The sequence below is a fragment of the Paraburkholderia sp. IW21 genome (assembly GCF_041321145.1).
In the GTDB taxonomy this organism is placed as follows: domain Bacteria; phylum Pseudomonadota; class Gammaproteobacteria; order Burkholderiales; family Burkholderiaceae; genus Paraburkholderia.
Window position 1 is genome coordinate 331,859 of record NZ_JBGGWA010000007.1, and the last position, 16,333, is coordinate 348,191.

General features: G+C 61.8%; 15 protein-coding genes and 1 pseudogene. 4 read left to right on the forward strand and 12 right to left on the reverse strand.

What is annotated here, in order from left to right; translation table 11 throughout:
• Positions 1-43: 43 nt before the first annotated feature.
• The 7 genes and pseudogenes from ACAX43_RS19105 to ACAX43_RS19135 form a co-directional block, all read right to left on the reverse strand.
• Positions 44-280 (reverse strand): annotated as a pseudogene (locus ACAX43_RS19105) (MFS transporter); the annotation flags it as partial.
• Positions 281-297: 17 nt separating this feature from the next.
• A complete protein-coding gene (locus ACAX43_RS19110; RefSeq protein WP_370709974.1) occupies positions 298-561 on the reverse strand; it encodes a hypothetical protein in 264 nt (87 codons plus the stop codon).
• Between the two features lie 57 nt (positions 562-618).
• Positions 619-1,275 carry a sarcosine oxidase subunit gamma gene (locus ACAX43_RS19115; RefSeq protein WP_370709975.1) on the reverse strand — a complete coding sequence of 219 codons (657 nt, stop codon included), beginning with the start codon at positions 1,273-1,275 and terminating at the stop codon, positions 619-621.
• Positions 1,265-4,267 carry a sarcosine oxidase subunit alpha family protein gene (locus ACAX43_RS19120; RefSeq protein ID WP_370709976.1) on the reverse strand — a complete coding sequence of 1,001 codons (3,003 nt, stop codon included), beginning with the start codon at positions 4,265-4,267 and terminating at the stop codon, positions 1,265-1,267. Before ACAX43_RS19120 ends, ACAX43_RS19115 begins: the two co-directional genes overlap by 11 nt.
• Positions 4,264-4,590 (reverse strand): sarcosine oxidase subunit delta, encoded by a 327-nt coding sequence (locus ACAX43_RS19125; RefSeq protein ID WP_370709977.1) that lies wholly within the window; start codon positions 4,588-4,590, stop codon positions 4,264-4,266. The genes ACAX43_RS19120 and ACAX43_RS19125 overlap by 4 nt, the downstream gene beginning before the upstream one ends.
• Positions 4,591-4,607: 17 nt before the next feature.
• Entirely contained in the window at positions 4,608-5,852 is a 1,245-nt protein-coding gene (locus ACAX43_RS19130) for a sarcosine oxidase subunit beta family protein (protein ID WP_370709978.1), read from the reverse strand.
• Positions 5,853-5,906: 54 nt separating this feature from the next.
• Positions 5,907-7,301, reverse strand: coding sequence for an L-serine ammonia-lyase (locus ACAX43_RS19135; RefSeq protein WP_370709979.1), 1,395 nt, complete (start codon positions 7,299-7,301; stop codon positions 5,907-5,909).
• Between the two features lie 352 nt (positions 7,302-7,653).
• Between ACAX43_RS19135 and ACAX43_RS19140 the strand changes: the two genes are divergently transcribed.
• The gene (locus ACAX43_RS19140) at positions 7,654-8,736 is read left to right on the forward strand and encodes a GlxA family transcriptional regulator (RefSeq protein WP_370709980.1); all 1,083 of its coding nucleotides are present in this window, start codon (positions 7,654-7,656) and stop codon (positions 8,734-8,736) included.
• Between the two features lie 43 nt (positions 8,737-8,779).
• Here the strand turns inward: ACAX43_RS19140 and ACAX43_RS19145 are convergent, their stop codons facing one another.
• The 4 genes from ACAX43_RS19145 to ACAX43_RS19160 form a co-directional block, all read right to left on the reverse strand.
• The gene (locus tag ACAX43_RS19145; RefSeq protein ID WP_370709981.1) at positions 8,780-9,715 is read right to left on the reverse strand and encodes a choline ABC transporter substrate-binding protein; all 936 of its coding nucleotides are present in this window, start codon (positions 9,713-9,715) and stop codon (positions 8,780-8,782) included.
• 95 nt (positions 9,716-9,810) lie between these two features.
• Complete coding sequence (locus ACAX43_RS19150; RefSeq protein ID WP_370709982.1) at positions 9,811-10,809, reverse strand: GlxA family transcriptional regulator; 999 nt, start codon at positions 10,807-10,809, stop codon at positions 9,811-9,813.
• Positions 10,810-10,818: 9 nt separating this feature from the next.
• A complete protein-coding gene (gene choW, locus ACAX43_RS19155) occupies positions 10,819-11,721 on the reverse strand; it encodes a choline ABC transporter permease subunit (RefSeq protein ID WP_370709983.1) in 903 nt (300 codons plus the stop codon).
• On the reverse strand, positions 11,714-12,892 hold the full coding sequence (locus ACAX43_RS19160) for a glycine betaine/L-proline ABC transporter ATP-binding protein (protein WP_370709984.1): 1,179 nt from the start codon (positions 12,890-12,892) through the stop codon (positions 11,714-11,716). Before ACAX43_RS19160 ends, choW begins: the two co-directional genes overlap by 8 nt.
• A 503-nt stretch (positions 12,893-13,395) precedes the next feature.
• On the opposite strand from ACAX43_RS19160, the gene ACAX43_RS19165 reads away from it, so the two are divergent.
• Together ACAX43_RS19165 and ACAX43_RS19170 are read left to right on the forward strand one after the other, a co-directional pair.
• Positions 13,396-13,590 carry a hypothetical protein gene (locus ACAX43_RS19165; protein WP_370709985.1) on the forward strand — a complete coding sequence of 65 codons (195 nt, stop codon included), beginning with the start codon at positions 13,396-13,398 and terminating at the stop codon, positions 13,588-13,590.
• A gap of 224 nt (positions 13,591-13,814) precedes the next feature.
• Positions 13,815-14,123 carry a hypothetical protein gene (locus tag ACAX43_RS19170; protein ID WP_370709986.1) on the forward strand — a complete coding sequence of 103 codons (309 nt, stop codon included), beginning with the start codon at positions 13,815-13,817 and terminating at the stop codon, positions 14,121-14,123.
• A 93-nt stretch (positions 14,124-14,216) separates the two neighbouring features.
• Here ACAX43_RS19170 and ACAX43_RS19175 read toward each other — a convergent pair whose 3' ends face one another.
• Positions 14,217-15,317, reverse strand: coding sequence for a hypothetical protein (locus ACAX43_RS19175; protein WP_370709987.1), 1,101 nt, complete (start codon positions 15,315-15,317; stop codon positions 14,217-14,219).
• 492 nt (positions 15,318-15,809) lie between these two features.
• Here ACAX43_RS19175 and ACAX43_RS19180 point away from each other — a divergent pair, with 492 nt between their 5' ends.
• On the forward strand, positions 15,810-16,091 hold the full coding sequence (locus ACAX43_RS19180) for a hypothetical protein (protein ID WP_370709988.1): 282 nt from the start codon (positions 15,810-15,812) through the stop codon (positions 16,089-16,091).
• The last annotated feature ends 242 nt before the right edge of the window (positions 16,092-16,333 follow it).

Below are 16,333 nucleotides of genomic sequence, written 5' to 3' on the forward strand. Positions count from 1 at the left end.
CACCTTCGCGCGCAGTCCGGCCATCGCCAGTCTACCTTGCTGGCATCGGCAGCACGACGCCTACCACGTAAGGACGGATCAGCGAGCCCAAGCGGCCGATCACCGACGTAAAACCTGAGCCGGTTGCCCGCGCGCCGGTGCCATACAACTCGGGCGTGTACGTATAGAGCACCGCCTACATCGCAAACAGAAAGAACTGCATCGCAAGGCCCGCGCAGATCAGCAGCGTCGGCGTTTGCGCGTGCAGCGCGGTTTGCCCGTAGATATAGGCCATCACCGCAAAGATGAATCCGAGCCTTACGGTCGCAGCCGCGCACGCGCAGCGTCAACAATGCGCGCGAGCGTCTCCGCACTCAGCCGTGCGGCGATTTTCTCAACGTAGTCATGATGTCGCGGCAGTAGCGGTGCACCTAGCTGCTGCGCGAGGAGATAGCGGATCAGCGCGATGCGCCGGTGCCGCAACACGATGCTTTGATCAAGCAGCGCGAGCGCGGCATAGGCATCGCGTTGCTGGCACACGCGCTCGGTGAGACGCGCGGTGGCTATGCGTGTGGACGTCATCTCAATCAAAGGCACGAAGCGCCGCGCGCGGTGCGTGAAAACACCGCTCGCCGCGCCTCACGACATCAGCGGCTCGGCCGCGTCGAGCATGATCTTGACGAAATAATCCGCGAAGCTGCGGCGCACCACGATATCGAAACTATCCGCGCCGGTGGGCAGCAATGTCATCGACGCCTTGAAATAGTGGCTCTGCGCGCATTGCCCAGCGCCGAATAGCTTCGGATGCAAGTCCAGCGGGCAACCTCGCGCCAGCACTTCACGCGTACGCGTGCCCGTGATTTCGAGCACCGTATAACCGCTGCCGATATCCACCGCCGAAGCAAACACGCCGGCAAACGCTGCACCGAGCTTCGCCTGCAGCGGCGCGGTACGTGTCGCGTCGTGCGCGGTGGCAGAGCGTACCAGCCATTCATCGGGACCGAGCCACAGCATGTCGTAACCATTGCCGCGGGCAATCGTATTCGCTTTCTCCGGCGGCCGGCAGCCAATCACGCTCTCCACTGCCCGTACGAACGCTGCGTCACGCGTATCGCCACGCACGTTCACGAGTTCCAGAAACGGCCGCTCGCTCAACCGGAAAGCCGCCGACGCCGTCGCCTGATGTTTCTTCAGCAGTGCGTCCGCACCCACCAGCGGCGACTCCTGCCACGCGCCCGCTTTCCCGCCGACAGCGCGATCCACGACCGGCGGCGTCCCTCTGGTTTCATTCCACATGTTGACGTGCTCCTTCGCTGTCGTAGAACACCGAACTGGTGACCTTGGCCGCAATCTGCTTGCCGCTGGCGAGCGGAATCGTGACCGTTTCGCCGATCTTGTCGAGACCGCCCTTCACGACCGCCATCGCAATCGAGCGCTTCAGGATCGGGCTGTAGTAGCTCGACGTGACGTGGCCGAGCATCGGCGCGGTATCGCCCTGAAAGGGACCGGCGACAATCTGCGAGCCCTCGGGAATCACGAACGACGGATCGTCCGAGAGCAACCCGACCAGTTGCTTGCGCCCTGCCTGCGCCGTGTCGGTGCGGGTCAGGGAACGCTTGCCGAGAAAATCCTTCGACTTCGCGACCAGCCCGCCCATGCCGAGGTCGTACGGCGTCATCGAGCCGTCCGTATCCTGGCCGACGATGATGTAACCCTTCTCCGCCCGCAGCACGTGCATCGTTTCCGTGCCGTATGGCGTGATATCGAATTCCGCGCCTGCCGCGATCAGTGCTTCCCACACCGCGCGTCCAACATTCGCGGGCACGTTCACCTCATACGCAAGTTCGCCGGAGAAGCTGATGCGCATCACGCGCGAGGCCGCGCCGGCCACGGTGCCTTCGCGATAGCTCATGAACGGGAACGCCGCATTCGCGAAGTCGATGTCGTGGCACACCTTCTGCAAGACCTTGCGACTGTTCGGACCAACCACGGCGAAGGTTGCCCAATGATCCGTCACTGACGCGAGCCGCACGCGCATGTCCGGCCACTCGGTTTGCAGCCAGCGTTCGAGCCACGTCAGCACGCGTGCCGCGCCGCCGGTGGTGGTGGTCATCATGTAGTGCTGGTCGGCGAGGCGCACGGTCACGCCGTCGTCGAAGATCATGCCGTTTTCGTCGAGCATCAGGCCGTAGCGGCACTTGCCGATTTCCAGCTTGCTCCACGGATTCGTATAGACCCAGTTCAGCAGTTTCGCCGCATCGGGGCCCTGAATGTCGATCTTGCCGAGCGTCGAGGCGTCGAGAATGCCGACGCTCGTACGCACCGCCAACGACTCACGCGCGACCGCTGCATGCATGTCTTCGCCGGTCTTCGGGTAGTACCACGGACGCTTCCAGTTGCCGACGTCCTCGAACGCCGCGCCGTTCTCCACGTGCCATTCGTGCACCGCCGTCTTGCGTACCGGATCGAGAAACTCGCCGAGTTCGCGGCCGGCAAACGTGCCGAACGTAACCGGCGTGTAGTTCGGACGGAACGTCGTCGTACCGGTCTCCGGAATCGTCTTGCCGAGCGCCTGCGCGAGAATTGCCATACCGTTGATGTTGCCGAGCTTGCCCTGATCGGTGCCGAAGCCCATCGCCGTATAACGCTTCACGTGCTCGACCGATTCGAAACCCTCACGCGCCGCCAGAAAAATGTCGGCCGCCGAGACGTCGTTCTGGAAGTCGATGAACTGCTTCGGCCCACGCGTCGCGAGTTCGCGGCCGCCGACGAGCCACAGCGGTTGCATCTTCGCCTCCGTAATCTCCGCCACCTGCACCGGATTCGGCCGCGCAACACTATGGCCGACCGCGCGGGCCGCTTCGACTCCGGCATCGACCGCGAGGCGAATACCTCGTCCCAACGTGAAATCGCCGGCGCACGCGCCGATGCTCGTCTCCGCCTGCATCGCCTTGCCCGGCACGAAGCAGGCCTTGTCGTCATGCCAGTGCGCCTTGCCGCCCGACTGGGCGAACAGGTGCAGCACCGGGCTCCAGCCGCCGGACATCGCCAGCAGATCGCACGGCAGTTCACCCTGGCTTGCACCGATCTGTCCGTTCGAATACGACGCCACGTCCACCGACGCAACATGCAGCTTGCCGTGCGCGGCCGTAATGGCCACGCCGTTCATGACCTTGACGCCGTAGCGCCGTGCGAGTGCGGGCAACGTCCCCTTCGACTCACCAGCACGCGGATCGACCACGGTCACCTGAGCGCCCGCTGCCTTCAGGTCGAGCGCGCACTGATAACCGTCATCGTTATTCGTGAACACCACGGCGTTGCGGCCCGGCAGCACAGCATAGCGATGCAGATACGTCGAGACGGCCGAAGCCATCATCACGCCGGGGAGGTCGTTGTTGCCGAACACGATCGGCCGCTCATGCGCACCGGTGGCGAGAATCACGCGCTTCGCGCGAATCTTCCACATTAGTTCGCGCGTACCCTTCCTCTGCGACACAGGCAGATGCTCTGTGAGCCGCTGCGTGACGGTAATGAGGTTATGGTCCTGATAACCGAATGCGGTGCTGCGGCACAGGATCTTCACATCGGGCATCTGCCGCAACTCGTCTTCGATCTTGTGGACCCATTGCAGCGCGGGTTTGCCGTCGATCTCCGCCCGGCACGACAGCAGCGAGCCGCCGAGTTCCGGCTGATCGTCGATTAGCGTCACGCGCGCGCCCGACAATGCCGCCGCATGCGCGGCAGCCAACCCCGTGGGGCCGCCGCCGACCACCAGCACGTCACAATGCGCGAAGCACTTGTCGTAGCGGTCCGCGTCGGTTTGCTCGGGCGCCTTGCCGAGACCGGCTGCATCGCGGATCACTTCTTCATACTTCGGCCAGAACTTGCGCGGCCACATGAAGGTCTTGTAGTAGAAGCCCGCCGGAATGAAGCGCGCGAACTTCTGGTTGATCGCCATGCGGTCTCTTTCGATGCTCGGCTTCGCGTTCACACTGGTTGCGACGAGCCCCTGATACAACTCGACCTCCGTTGCTCGCGCATTCGGCACCGTGTAAGCGCCGGTTTCGAGCTGCACGATCGCATTCGGCTCTTCCACACCCGCCGTCACGATGCCGCGCGGCCGGTGATACTTCCAGCTGCGCGCCACAAAGTGCACGCCATTCGCAAGCAGCGCGGACGCAAGCGTGTCGCCCTGATGGCCCTGATACTTGCGGCCGTTGAACGTGAAGCTCAGTACGATCGCGCGGTTGATGCGCCCGCCGCTGGGGAGTCGGTCTTTCTGGCTCATGGTGCCTTACCCTCGTGTGCCTTGTCTTGTGCTTTTGCCTCGTTGCTGTCCAGCGCGAGCAGCGGACGCTCGAACGTCTCGTAGCCCTGAATCTCGTAGCTCACCGTGTCGCGCTGCGCCTTGAACCAGCGGCGGCATCCTTGCGTGTGCAACCATTGCTCGCGATGCACGCCACGCGGATTCTTGCGCATGAACAGGTAGTCGCCCCATTCCTTGTCGGTGAGCTTGTCGGTGTCGAGCGGACGCGCAATGTCCGCCTCGCCGCCGCAGGAAAATTCGGTTTCGGCGCGTGGCCCGCACCACGGGCATTCGATCAGCAGCATCTGGTTCTCCGTCAGCGTTAATGGGCAACAGCGGCAGCGCCGTGTTCATCGATCAGATGACCGGTGTAGAAACGGTCGAGCGAGAACGGCGCGTTCAGCGGATGCGGCTCGTCCCTCGCGATCGTGTGCGCATAGGCCCAGCCGGAACCCGGCGTCGCCTTAAAGCCGCCAGTGCCCCAGCCGCAATTGAAATAAAGGCCCTTCACGTCGGTCTTGCTGATGATCGGGCACGCATCCGGCGACACGTCGACGATGCCGCCCCACTGGCGATTCATCCGCACCCGCGAGAACACCGGAAACATTTCGACGATTGCTTCGAGCGTGCCTTCGATAATGTGGAAACTGCCGCGCTGCCCGAAGCCGGTGTATTGATCGACGCCCGCGCCGATCACCAGATCGCCCTTGTCGGACTGGCTGATATACGCATGCACGGCGTTCGACATCACCACTGTATTGACGACCGGCTTGATCGGCTCGGACACCAATGCCTGCAACGGATGGCTCTCCAAAGGCAGCCGTATGCCGGCCATATCGGCGAGCGTGGACGTATTGCCCGCCGCAACCACCGCGACTTTCTTCGCCTTGATGAAACCCTTCGTGGTGTCCACGCCGACCACCTGGCTGCCGTCACGGCGAATCCCCGTGACCTGACAGTTCTGCACGATATCGACCCCCGCCTGATCCGCGCCGCGCGCAAAACCCCACGCAACCGCGTCATGCCGGGCCACGCCGCCACGCCGTTGAATCGACGCACCCAGCACCGGATAACGGCTGTTCAGATTGATGGTCGGCTCGATTTCCTTGATCTGCGCCGGCGTGAGGAATTCGGCGTCGACGCCGTTCAGCCGGTTCGCATTCACGCGCCGTTCGGTGTCGCGCACGTCCTGCAGCGTGTGCGCGAGGTTCATCACGCCGCGCTGGCTGAACATCACGTTGTAGTTGAGATCTTGCGACAGGCCTTCCCACAGCTTCATCGCTTTCTCGTAGAGCGCGGCCGATTCGTCCCACAGATAATTCGAGCGCACGATGGTCGTATTGCGCGCGGTATTGCCGCCGCCGATCCAGCCCTTCTCCAGCACGGCGATATTGCGCACGCCGTGCTCCTTCGCGAGGTAATAGGCGGTGGCGAGACCATGGCCGCCGCCGCCGACGATCACCACGTCGTACTCACGCTTAGGCTCCGGGCTCTTCCACTGACGCTCCCAGTTCTCGTGATACGACATCCCGTTGCGCAACAGGCTGAATATCGAATAGCGGCTCATCGTTGGTCCTTGTTAATACTTTCGGTACTGTCGGTACGTTGCTTCGTCACCTGCTCAACACTCGATGACGTTCACGGCAAGGCCGCCGCGCGACGTCTCCTTGTATTTCGTCTTCATATCCGCGCCGGTTTCGCGCATCGTCTTGATCACGTTGTCGAGCGACACGTAGTGCTGGCCGTCGCCTTTCATCGCCATGCGCGCCGCGTTCAGCGCCTTGATCGCGCCCATCGCGTTGCGTTCGATGCAGGGAATCTGCACGAGGCCGCCGACCGGATCGCAGGTCATGCCGAGGTTGTGTTCCATGCCGATTTCCGCTGCGTTTTCCACTTGCGTCGGCGTGCCGCCCATCACCGCTGCGAGCGCTGCGGCGGCCATCGAACATGCGACGCCCACTTCGCCCTGGCAGCCCACTTCGGCGCCCGAGATCGAGGCGGTTTCCTTATAGATGATGCCGATCGCAGCAGCCGTCAGCAGGAAGGTGACGATGCCTTCGTCGTTCGATGCATGCATGAACTTCACGTAGTAATGCAGCACGGCGGGGATCACGCCGGCCGCGCCGTTGGTCGGCGCCGTGACCACGCGCCCACCGGCGGCGTTTTCTTCGTTCACGGCCATTGCGTAGAGATTGACCCAGTCGAGCATCGACAGCGGATCGCGCAGCGACTCTTCCGAACGCGAACGCAATTGCGCGCACAGGTCGGCGGCGCGGCGCTTGACGTGCATCGGGCCGGGCAGCTCGCCACGCACCTTGCAGCCGCGCTCGACGCAAGCGGACATGACGCGCCAGATCGCCAGCAGACCTTCACGCACCTCCTGTTCGGTCCGCGACGCGCATTCATTGCGCAAGGCCACCTGCGCAATCGACAAACCGGTTTCGCGGCACACGCGCATCAGATCGTCGCCGGTACGAAACGGATAAGGCGCTTCCGCGCCGGCGCGCAGGCCGTTGACGCGGTCACCTTCGCGATTGATCACAAAGCCGCCGCCAATCGAGTAATACTCTTTCTCCACCAGCAGCTGGCCGTTTTCGTCGAAGGCCTGAAAACGCATGCCGTTCGGATGCACGACGCTCGAACCCGGTGCGCCCGGCATCAGCTTGCGGAAAAAACCGAGGTGTTCGCGCTCGTCGAATTTGACCGGGTGCTTGCCGAGCAGCACCAGCTGTTTGGTCTCCCGGATCGCCTGCAAACGCGGCTCGATCAGGTCCGGGTCGATCAGATCGGGCAGATTGCCCTCCAGTCCGAGCAGCACCGCCTTGTCCGTGCCGTGCCCTTTGCCGGTCGCCCCGAGCGAGCCGAACAGCTCGGCCTTGACGCGGCGCACGAAGCCGAGCAGGTTGGCGTCTTCGATATGCGAGGCGAAGCGGCATGCAGCGATCATCGGCCCGACTGTGTGCGAGCTGGAGGGACCGATGCCGATCTTGAACAGATCGAAGACGCTGACGTTCATGGCGTGCCTTATGCGTTGCGATGCCTGGGTTGCCGGGTTCGGCTTGAATTAGCCCCTATTGCACCGCACGTCAATTTGGACCGATAGAATAAAAACGGCATGACAGTGGGATAGTGGCGTCAAGCGGGTCGCCGGCCAAGCGCGGCGGCGGATTTGCGATGACTTCTGACGCATTTGCGACAGGCCGTGCGGGCGCGGCTGGCGATGCTGGTGCTACCCGGATGGGCCTGATGAGCCTGATGTATGGCCCGTTGAATGGTCTGGATCGTGACCCAATGAGCGATGCCGTTAAAGCGCCCTCTATCCCCGGTGCTATGCTTGATTCAACCCTTTTCCCTTGCTGGCTGCATGCATGAATTCCGCTGAACCGCTTCCTCTTCAATCGATCGACGGCACCTCGAAGCAGCGCATCCGCTTCGGCATCATCCTGCTGCCGAACTTCACGCTGACGGCGTTCTCGGGGTTCGTCGACCTGCTACGCCTGTCCGCGGATGAAGGCGATTTCAGCAAGCCCGTGCGCTGTTCGTGGAGCGTGATAGGGGAAACCCTCGCTCCGGTGCGCGCGAGTTGCGGCATCCAGATCACGCCGTGGGAGACGTTCGACAAAGCCGAGCCGTTCGATTACGTCGTGGTGGTGGGTGGCCTGCTGCATTCGGGGCCGGCCGCGAACGACGCGACGCTGGCGTTCATCCGCCGCGCCGCCGCCACCGATGCGACGCTCGTCGGCATGTGCACCGGTGTGTTCTCGCTGATGCGAGCGGGCGTGCTGGAAGGGCACCGCATCTGCGTGAGCTGGTTTCACTACTGGGATTTCATCGAGCGCTTTCCGTCGGTCAATGAGGAGGCGCTGGTGGCGGATCGGTTGTTCGTGATCGATCGGCGGCGTATTACGTGTTCCGGCGGGCGGGCGTCGATTGACGTGGCGGCGGCAATTTTGTTGCGCCACTTTGAAACGGCCACCGTGCAGAAGGCGCTGCGGATTCTGCTGGTCGACGACATGCAGAAGGGGAATGCGCCGCAGCCGCATCCACCCGGGTTGGCCCCAGCCGCGCATCCGAAAGTGAAGCGCGCGATTCTGCTGATGGAGCAGCATGTTGGGCGTTCGTTGTCGCTGGATGAACTGGCGCGCAAGCTCGATTTGTCACCGCGTCAGCTTGAAAGGCTCTTCAAGGCGCAAACTGGGAAGGCGCCGCAGGCGTATGCGAAGCAGGTGCGGTTGCGCACAGCCGCCTGGCTGCTGACGAGTTCGGATAAAACCGTGGCGGATATCGCGTCGAGCTGCGGGTTTTCCGATGCGTCGCATCTGGGCCGTGAGTTTCGCAAACAGTTCGGCTTGCCGCCGATGATGTACCGCGAACAGCGCGGCACGGCGGCGGAAGCGGAAGATAGCGGTGGGTATGACGAAACTTTTCCGGGGCGGGCTCGGGCGATTTGAAGCGGGTTTTCGCGCCGCCCCCAACGGCGCGAAAACTAAACCCTCACTTTCCCGCTACATAAGCCTTCACCGCCGGCAAGCCATCCTTGCCATCGAAGGTCTTCACGCCCGCGAGCCATTTATCAAGCACGCCCGGATTCGCCTTCAGCCAATCACGCGCCGCCTTGTTCGGATCCGTCTTGTTCATGATCGGCAGCATCACGTGGTTCTCGATATCGGTCGTGAAGTGCAGGTTCGACACGAGCTTTGCGACGTTCGGGCAGCGCGTCGAGTAATCGTTCGGCGTGACCGTCATCACTTTGGCTTCGCCGTAGTTCGGGCCGAATACGTCGTCGCCGCCGGTCAGATAGTCGATCTTCATCTGCACATTCATCGGATGCGGTTCCCAGCCGAGAAACACGATCGGTTTCTTGTCGCGAATCGCGCGATTCACTTCGACCAGCATGCCGGCCTCGCTCGATTCCACCAGCTTGAACTTGCCGAGGCCGTACTGGTTGCTGTCGATCATCTTCTTGATGAGCGCATTGCCGTCATTGCCCGGTTCGATGCCGTAGATCTTGCCGTCGAGCTTGTCGTAGTTACTGGCGATATCGGTGAAAGACTTGATGCCCGCCTGATACGCGTAGTCCGGCACGGCCAGCGTGTATTTCGCGCCGGTCAGATTCGGCGTGGGCAGCACGGTGAGCTGGCCGGCTTTCCTGAACGGATCGATCATCGGGTCCATAGTCGGCGACCAGTAGCCGAGGAACACGTCGATCTGCTTGCTCTTCACGCCGGCGAACGTGATCGGCACCGAGGCGATAGTCTTGGTCGGCTTGTAGCCGAGCCCTTCGAGCACTGTCGATGCAAGCCCGGTAGTCGCCGCGATATCGGTCCAGCCGACGTCGGCAAATCGGACATTCCGGCACGTGGCAGGTTCCGCGGCAAAGACAGACGAGACCGACAGCGCGCACAACGACGCAGCCCACAAACGTTTCATGGCGTTCCCTCAGGGTGATTGATGCTTGACTGGTTTGGTTAAGCGGATTTTCTTACGCGGACTTTTTTATGCGCGGCTCGCTTATGCCGAGCGATTCACGCCGACAGCCGCCGCTCGACACTCGGCGCGTGACCAAACTGCGCGCGGTAGGCCTTGCTGAAATGACACGGCGAATGAAAGCCGCACACGGCCGTGACGCGCGCGATCGACGCATCCGTGTTGCGCAGCAGTTCGCGCGCGCGGCGCAGCCGCAGAGTGAGGTAATAGTGCGTCGGCGATACGCTCAGAAACATCTTGAACATGCGCTGCAAATGGCGTTGAGACAGATGCACGAGCCGCGCAAGTTCATCGAGCGACAACGGCTCTTCGATATTCGCCTCCATCAGCCGCACGACTTCGATCAGTTCCGCACGCGAAAACCCGACCCGCGCGTCGACGGGAATGTGCTGATAATCGGTCGACCCTCGAATCCGCTCGACGATGAACTGCTCGGACACTTGCGCCGCGACAGCGTGGCCGAGGCGCATGCCGACCAGGTTCAGCATCAGATCGAGCGGCGCGGTGCCGCCGGTGCAGGTCATCCGGTCACGGTCGATCACGAACAGTTCATCCGCGAAATGCACGTGCGGATAGCGCTTGTGCAAGGGCGACATGTCTTCCCAATGCACGGTACAGCGATAACCGTCGAGCAGGTTCGCGGCCAGCAGCGCATACGGTCCGGTGCAGATGCCGCCGAGCGGAATGCCCTTAGACGCAACGTCGCGCAGCAACGCGATAATCGTGTCGTCGACATAGTCACGCACATGCCAGCCGGCACAGACGATCAGCACATCCGGCATGCCCGCCGCGGCCAGCGTCGTGGTCGGCTTCACGGTGATGCCGTTGCTCGCTCGCGCCGGCTCGCCGTCCGGCGTGATCACCGACCAGGTGTAGTGCTGCGCGCGACCCACGTAATTGGCCATACGCAACACTTCGACCGCGCTGGTGAAGGCGATCATCGAAAAATTCGGCAGCGTCAGAAAGCCGAAATGCGCAAGCCCGGACAGCGGCGATTCGGATTCGGCCTCGACAGGTGTGATCGCGTCGCGCTTCATAGAGGCGGCTCAGCTATGTTGCGCCGCCGGCGCCCGGCGCACCTTCATGACACTGCGGATGCCCGAGAGCAGCGGCGCCCGCGCCATGCCCGGCGAGCGGCCGAAGCTTTCCGTGATGCGGTCGAGAATGATCGCGAGCATCACCACCGAGAGACCGCTTTCGAAGCCGAGCCCGATATCGAGCCGCTGAATACTGGCCAGCACGTCGTTACCGAGACCCCCTGCGCCGACCATCGAGGCGATGATCACCATCGACAAAGCCATCATGATCGTCTGGTTCACGCCGGTCATGATCGAGGGCAACGCATTCGGAAACTGCACCTTGTAGAGCAATTGCCACGGCGTGCAGCCAAACGCCTGCCCTGCTTCGACGATTTCGCGGTTCACATGCTTGATGCCGAGCGACGTCAGGCGCACGGCAGGCGGCATCGCGAAGATCACGGTGGAAAGAATCCCCGGCACGCGGCCGAGACCGAACAGCATCGCCGCCGGAATCAGGTACACGAACGCGGGCATGGTCTGCATCAGGTCGAGCACGGGGCGCACGATCATCTCGACGGTGCGGCTCTTCGCCGTCCAGATGCCGAGCGGCACGCCGAGCAGCAGGCTGATCAAGGTCGACGAGAGCGTAAGGCCGAGCGTGATCACCATCTGATCCCAGAAGCCGGTGCCGTAGATCAGCAGCATCGAGAGCAAGGTGAACAGCGCGAACCGCCAGCCCACGCGCCACAAGCCGATACCGACAAAAAACGCCATCAGCGCCCACATCGGCACCGCTTGCAGGCTGTGCTCGACTACCGCGGCAAAGCTCTCGATGACCTTGCCGATGGAATCGAAGGTTTTCGCATCATGGTCGAGCAGGTAGTGAACGCCGTGATCGACCCAGGCGCCAAGTGGAATGATTTCAGACATGGGAACCTCGGTGGCGCGTGAGAACATTCAGCACGTTCGTCTTGTTGACCGAACCGCAATAGGAGCCGTCCGCTTCGACGACCGGCAACGGCGCACGGCTCGCCACGACGCGTTCGACGACATCGTCCAAAGGCGTAGTGCGGCGGATACATTCGATGTGATTGAGCTGCGGCGACGCGCTGCCCATCGCATCGCGGCACACGAAACCGCGAATCTTGCGCTCGCCGTCGAGCACGAACGCGTAGTCGGCGCTGCCGTTGAGCGTCGCGGCTACGCTCGATGCGTCGATCTGCAGCGAGTGCTGCATGAGCGGCACCGCGTCGGTCTGCATCAGGTCGCCGGCCGTCAGATAACGGCTAGTGTCGATGCCTTCGAAAAACGCTCGCACGTAATCATCGGCGGGATTCGTGATGATTTGCTGCGGCGTGCCGATCTGCACTACCTTGCCGCCTTCCATGATCGCGATCCGCGTGCCGATGCGCATCGCTTCTTCCAGATCGTGCGAGACGAACAGAATGGTGCGCTGCTGCTCGCGTTGCAGATCGAGCAGCACGTTCTGCATTTCCTTGCGCTTGAGCGGATCGAGCGCGGAGAAGGCCTCGTCCATGATCATCAGCGAGGGGTTGACCGCCAGCGCCCGCGCGAGACCCACGCGCTGCTGCATGCCGCCGGACAACTGCGCGGGCAGCTTTTCCGCGAACGGCGCGAGGCCGACCTGCTCCAGCACGCTCATCGCGCGCTTCTCGCGTTCCTTGCGGCCGAGGCCCGCCACTTCCAGCCCGAATGCCGCGTTGGACAGCACGGTGCGCTGCGGCATCAACGCAAAGGACTGGAACACCATGCTCATGTCCTTGCGGCGCAGCGCCGTCAGTTCCGAGCGCGGCACGCTGGCCACATCGCGGCCGTCGATCAGCACCTTACCGGCGGTCGGCTCGACGAGGCGATTGATCAGGCGAATCAGCGTCGACTTGCCGGAGCCGGAGAGGCCCATCAGCACGAAGATTTCGCCTTCCTTGACTTCGAACGATACGTTGTGGACACCGACGATGTGACCCGTGCGCGCGAACACGTCCTCTTTCGTCGCGCCGCCTGCCAGCATGCCAATCGCCTGCTTCGGATTGGTGCCGAACACCTTGCACAGCCCTTCGACCACGACCTTCGGGGAATTCATTGAATACTCTCCTATGTCGACCCGAGTTAGCGCTTTAGCGGTTACTCGGGTCCCATGCAAGGTACTTGCGTCGACCCGAGTTAGCGCTTTAGCTGTCGGCCGGAGTTAGCGCTTCAGCGCTTACTCCGGCCCCATGCAGAGCACTTACTCGGGCCCCATGCAAGATACTTGCTGCGTGGCGGACGTCCGTCCGCGCTGTGCATACATAGTTGCCAGAAAAAAGTACGCGTTGCCGACTATTTGCGACAACCACATGTGGAAATGCGACACCATCGCCGCGCGCAAGCTGCCCGATGGCAGTCGGAGCCTTGTGGGACAACGGATTGGCGGAAGGTAGGGCGATCAGTCGCGCGTGTCGCGCGAGAGCAAGTCGGGGCGATCTGGCGGAAAAAACTGCGGTTCGGCGCGGTGGCCGGTGCGCATGACGCGGCGCAGCAAGCGCGAAGTTGGCGCGCAGTCGCAACGGACGCCGTTGCGCGTCCACCCGGCGGGGCCGAGGTTCAATGAGCGGCGCGAACCATCTGCAGCAGACGGTCTGCCCGCGAAAAATACCAGAGCGCAAGGCCGGCCAATACCGGGTACATGCACCACAGACGCGCGAGCGCCCAAACATCAGCGGGAAAAAACATTGCGTCTCCTGCTACATCGTGAATGCCAGTCGGCAAAAATTGAAATGGCGCGACTCGGCAATGGACTGACGGTTCGTGCCCAAAACAGCGTGGCGGGTTGCACACAGCGGAGAAAAAGCGGTGGTTTAGCCGGTTCATGGTGCACGGAAATCATTAGGGCAACCTTAAGGCTGCACACCGTTACTCCGTGTTACCAATCTCGCATCCTTCTTGCACCTGCAATCCGCCGTCCTGCCTAAACTTCGGACCATCTTCACTGCCATCGCCCGCAACCATCAGGAGAAAAGAAAATCATGCACAAAAAGCAATTATCAGTGGTTCTCGGCGGCGCGCTATTAGTGGCTTCCTCAATCGCGTCCGCCCACGTCGACGTGGGCATCGGCATCGGCATTCCCGGCCCGGTGTTCGTGCCCGCCCGGCCTGTCTACGTTGCGCCTCCGCCGGTTGTCTATGCGGCTCCGCCGGCAGTGGGATATGGCTATGCCGACGACTGGCGTGCCCGCGAATGGCATGAGCGGCAGGAATGGCGCGAGCGGCAGTGGCACCGCCATGAGGAGCATGAGCGCGACAGACGCGAGCGCCGCGGCTGGGATGAGGATTGAGATAAACGGGTGGCCGTGGCATCCCGCCTGTAACGGACTGGCTCCACGGCCGGACGCCTCATGAAACTCACTGAGGCGCCCTCTGCTTTCTACTTACTGAGCGACGAAGAGCATCCCGTGCGGATCCTGCAGCGCGGATGCGGCACCGATACCCGCGACTACCGGCGTGAGGTGGCCGGACTTCAAGTCCAACTGCATCACCTGGCCCTGGCCTGCGCTGTACGCGTCACCCTGCTTGAACGGCGCATCGACCCGGTAAGTCGTGTTGCTGGAGTCCGTGAACAGCATGAACGTCTTGCCCGTCGGACCCGCCGCCGGCACAAAGCGCGTATCGTCGACCGGGTAGACCGGACCGTCCTTATCGCTGTACAGCGTGAGCGTCAGGACACTGACGCTCTGGCTCGGCCCCGGATTGCCGATGAAGACGAGCTTGCCGTCCGCCTGGCTATCCAGCACGAGTTTGCCCGTCGGGTCGATGGCCAATGAATCGGGATCGGTCAGCGTCAGCGTCACCGGCTGATTGAAAGTCGGGTTCGCGGCTCCCCCCACCGACGGTGTGATGTCGATGGCCTGAGCATTGCCCGCCAGCACCGGCGTCACGTCGAAAGTCGAACCGTTCGCATTCAGCGTGAGCGCGACGACAGTCGGCCCCACACCCGGCGTCGCGGGAGCCGATGCACTCACGTACACGACACCGTTGATGAGTTGCATATCGTCGTAGCCGCCGCGGTGGACGGTGGGATTGACGGTCGCCTGATAGGTCTTCTGCGCGCCCGAAGCCAGGTCGATGATGGTCAACTCGGGTTTGCCGTCTTCATTGGCCATTGCCCAAAGCGTGTTGGTGTCGCTGCGCGCCATCAGGCCGTCCACATGACCCGGCACCGTGAAGACTTTCAAGGCGTTGCCGTTCAAGTCGTACTGCACGACCTGGTTGGTGATGCCGGGCACCGAGCCGTCCTTCACTTCGCCGGCGTTCTGATAACCGATGAATACGCTGGAACCCAGCTGCACGATTGAATCCGGCTTCTGTGTTGCCGACGGCGCCCGGGCGAATACCGCGAGGGTGTAGCCGGCGGCCGTCGCCGTATTGGGAATCGGAGTCGCCGCTGCAGGGCTCGGATTGTCACTGCCTCCGCCGCACGCCGAAAGTGCCATCACAACCGAAATCATCAAAGCGATGGAAGTCTTTTTCATTTTTAAAGGTGTCCTGATTAAATGTACTTCTTCTTTGTCAAGTAAACGACATCCCTCTACCGCGTCAGTACAGTAAAACCGTAAAAAACGGCGGTTTCACTTTAGCGGCTCGAAATGTCAATTGAATGACGTTGCGAAACTCAGGCACACCTCGAAAAGATTTTTTTATTAACCCAATGGCAGGCTGTTCTTTTTTTTCAATTCGAGCGACGCTACCTGACCATCGATTAAGGGACGCTTAAGCGAGGTACGTTCTCGGAACAAAAAAGACCACTACCGTTGAAAGCACGATTTTTACTTAAGACATGCTTATGCGCGCACTCACCCGTCACCGTGCTCGCCCCTGTCGCGCAGCAATTTTCGTGCTTCGAAAAGTAAAGGGGAGATGTTTAACCTCGCCTAAGGAGAAGTTAAGGAAAGCTGCTTATTCTGTGAGTACGCCTCCACCGGATAGGCCGGCGCGGCCGCATCACACACTATTGGAGAACCATCATGAAAGCACTCAAACACGTCATGCTCATTGCCTCGATCCTCGCAATCCCGACGTTGTCGTTCGCCCAGCAGCCGAACACACCGATGAACGACACAACGACAGCGCCCGCTGTCTCGATGCACGACATGCAGAGCAATCAGCCGCATACGCAATATCAGCAGCCTTCGCACACCACGTCCGGCTATGGCGACAGCTCGGGTTACGGCGCCCCTGCCGCAGGCTCTTCGCAGTCGTCGGCGATGCACTTCGTCGGTAAGAACTCGCGGGTGTTCAATCATTAAAAGCCCGTGCAATGACACCTGCACTTCCGCGCTGTTCGCAACTTCCAGGTCAGCGGACAACCAGCAGCGCGGGGAGGTAGGCGCATCTTCAATCAGTACGACGACATCATTTCGGGCGGGAGCCGCCCAAGATAGTCGCTTGCCGATAGTCAAATTTTAAGTTCTGCATTGCAGAACTGCCTTGGCGACAACGCAAACGGTAATCCAAACCGGTTGTTGTCGCCAATTTCCTTGTATTACAT

Bases quoted from the DNA above. Each gene is read 5' to 3' on its own strand.
- ACAX43_RS19110 (WP_370709974.1), bottom strand. From the start codon at position 561: ATGACGTCCACACGCATAGCCACCGCGCGTCTCACCGAGCGCGTGTGC.
- ACAX43_RS19115 (WP_370709975.1), bottom strand. From the start codon at position 1,275: ATGTGGAATGAAACCAGAGGGACGCCGCCGGTCGTGGATCGCGCTGTC.
- ACAX43_RS19120 (WP_370709976.1), bottom strand. From the start codon at position 4,267: ATGAGCCAGAAAGACCGACTCCCCAGCGGCGGGCGCATCAACCGCGCG.
- ACAX43_RS19125 (WP_370709977.1), bottom strand. From the start codon at position 4,590: ATGCTGCTGATCGAATGCCCGTGGTGCGGGCCACGCGCCGAAACCGAA.
- ACAX43_RS19130 (WP_370709978.1), bottom strand. From the start codon at position 5,852: ATGAGCCGCTATTCGATATTCAGCCTGTTGCGCAACGGGATGTCGTAT.
- ACAX43_RS19135 (WP_370709979.1), bottom strand. From the start codon at position 7,301: ATGAACGTCAGCGTCTTCGATCTGTTCAAGATCGGCATCGGTCCCTCC.
- ACAX43_RS19140 (WP_370709980.1), top strand. From the start codon at position 7,654: ATGAATTCCGCTGAACCGCTTCCTCTTCAATCGATCGACGGCACCTCG.
- ACAX43_RS19145 (WP_370709981.1), bottom strand. From the start codon at position 9,715: ATGAAACGTTTGTGGGCTGCGTCGTTGTGCGCGCTGTCGGTCTCGTCT.
- ACAX43_RS19150 (WP_370709982.1), bottom strand. From the start codon at position 10,809: ATGAAGCGCGACGCGATCACACCTGTCGAGGCCGAATCCGAATCGCCG.
- choW (WP_370709983.1), bottom strand. From the start codon at position 11,721: ATGTCTGAAATCATTCCACTTGGCGCCTGGGTCGATCACGGCGTTCAC.
- ACAX43_RS19160 (WP_370709984.1), bottom strand. From the start codon at position 12,892: ATGAATTCCCCGAAGGTCGTGGTCGAAGGGCTGTGCAAGGTGTTCGGC.
- ACAX43_RS19165 (WP_370709985.1), top strand. From the start codon at position 13,396: ATGAGCGGCGCGAACCATCTGCAGCAGACGGTCTGCCCGCGAAAAATA.
- ACAX43_RS19170 (WP_370709986.1), top strand. From the start codon at position 13,815: ATGCACAAAAAGCAATTATCAGTGGTTCTCGGCGGCGCGCTATTAGTG.
- ACAX43_RS19175 (WP_370709987.1), bottom strand. From the start codon at position 15,317: ATGAAAAAGACTTCCATCGCTTTGATGATTTCGGTTGTGATGGCACTT.
- ACAX43_RS19180 (WP_370709988.1), top strand. From the start codon at position 15,810: ATGAAAGCACTCAAACACGTCATGCTCATTGCCTCGATCCTCGCAATC.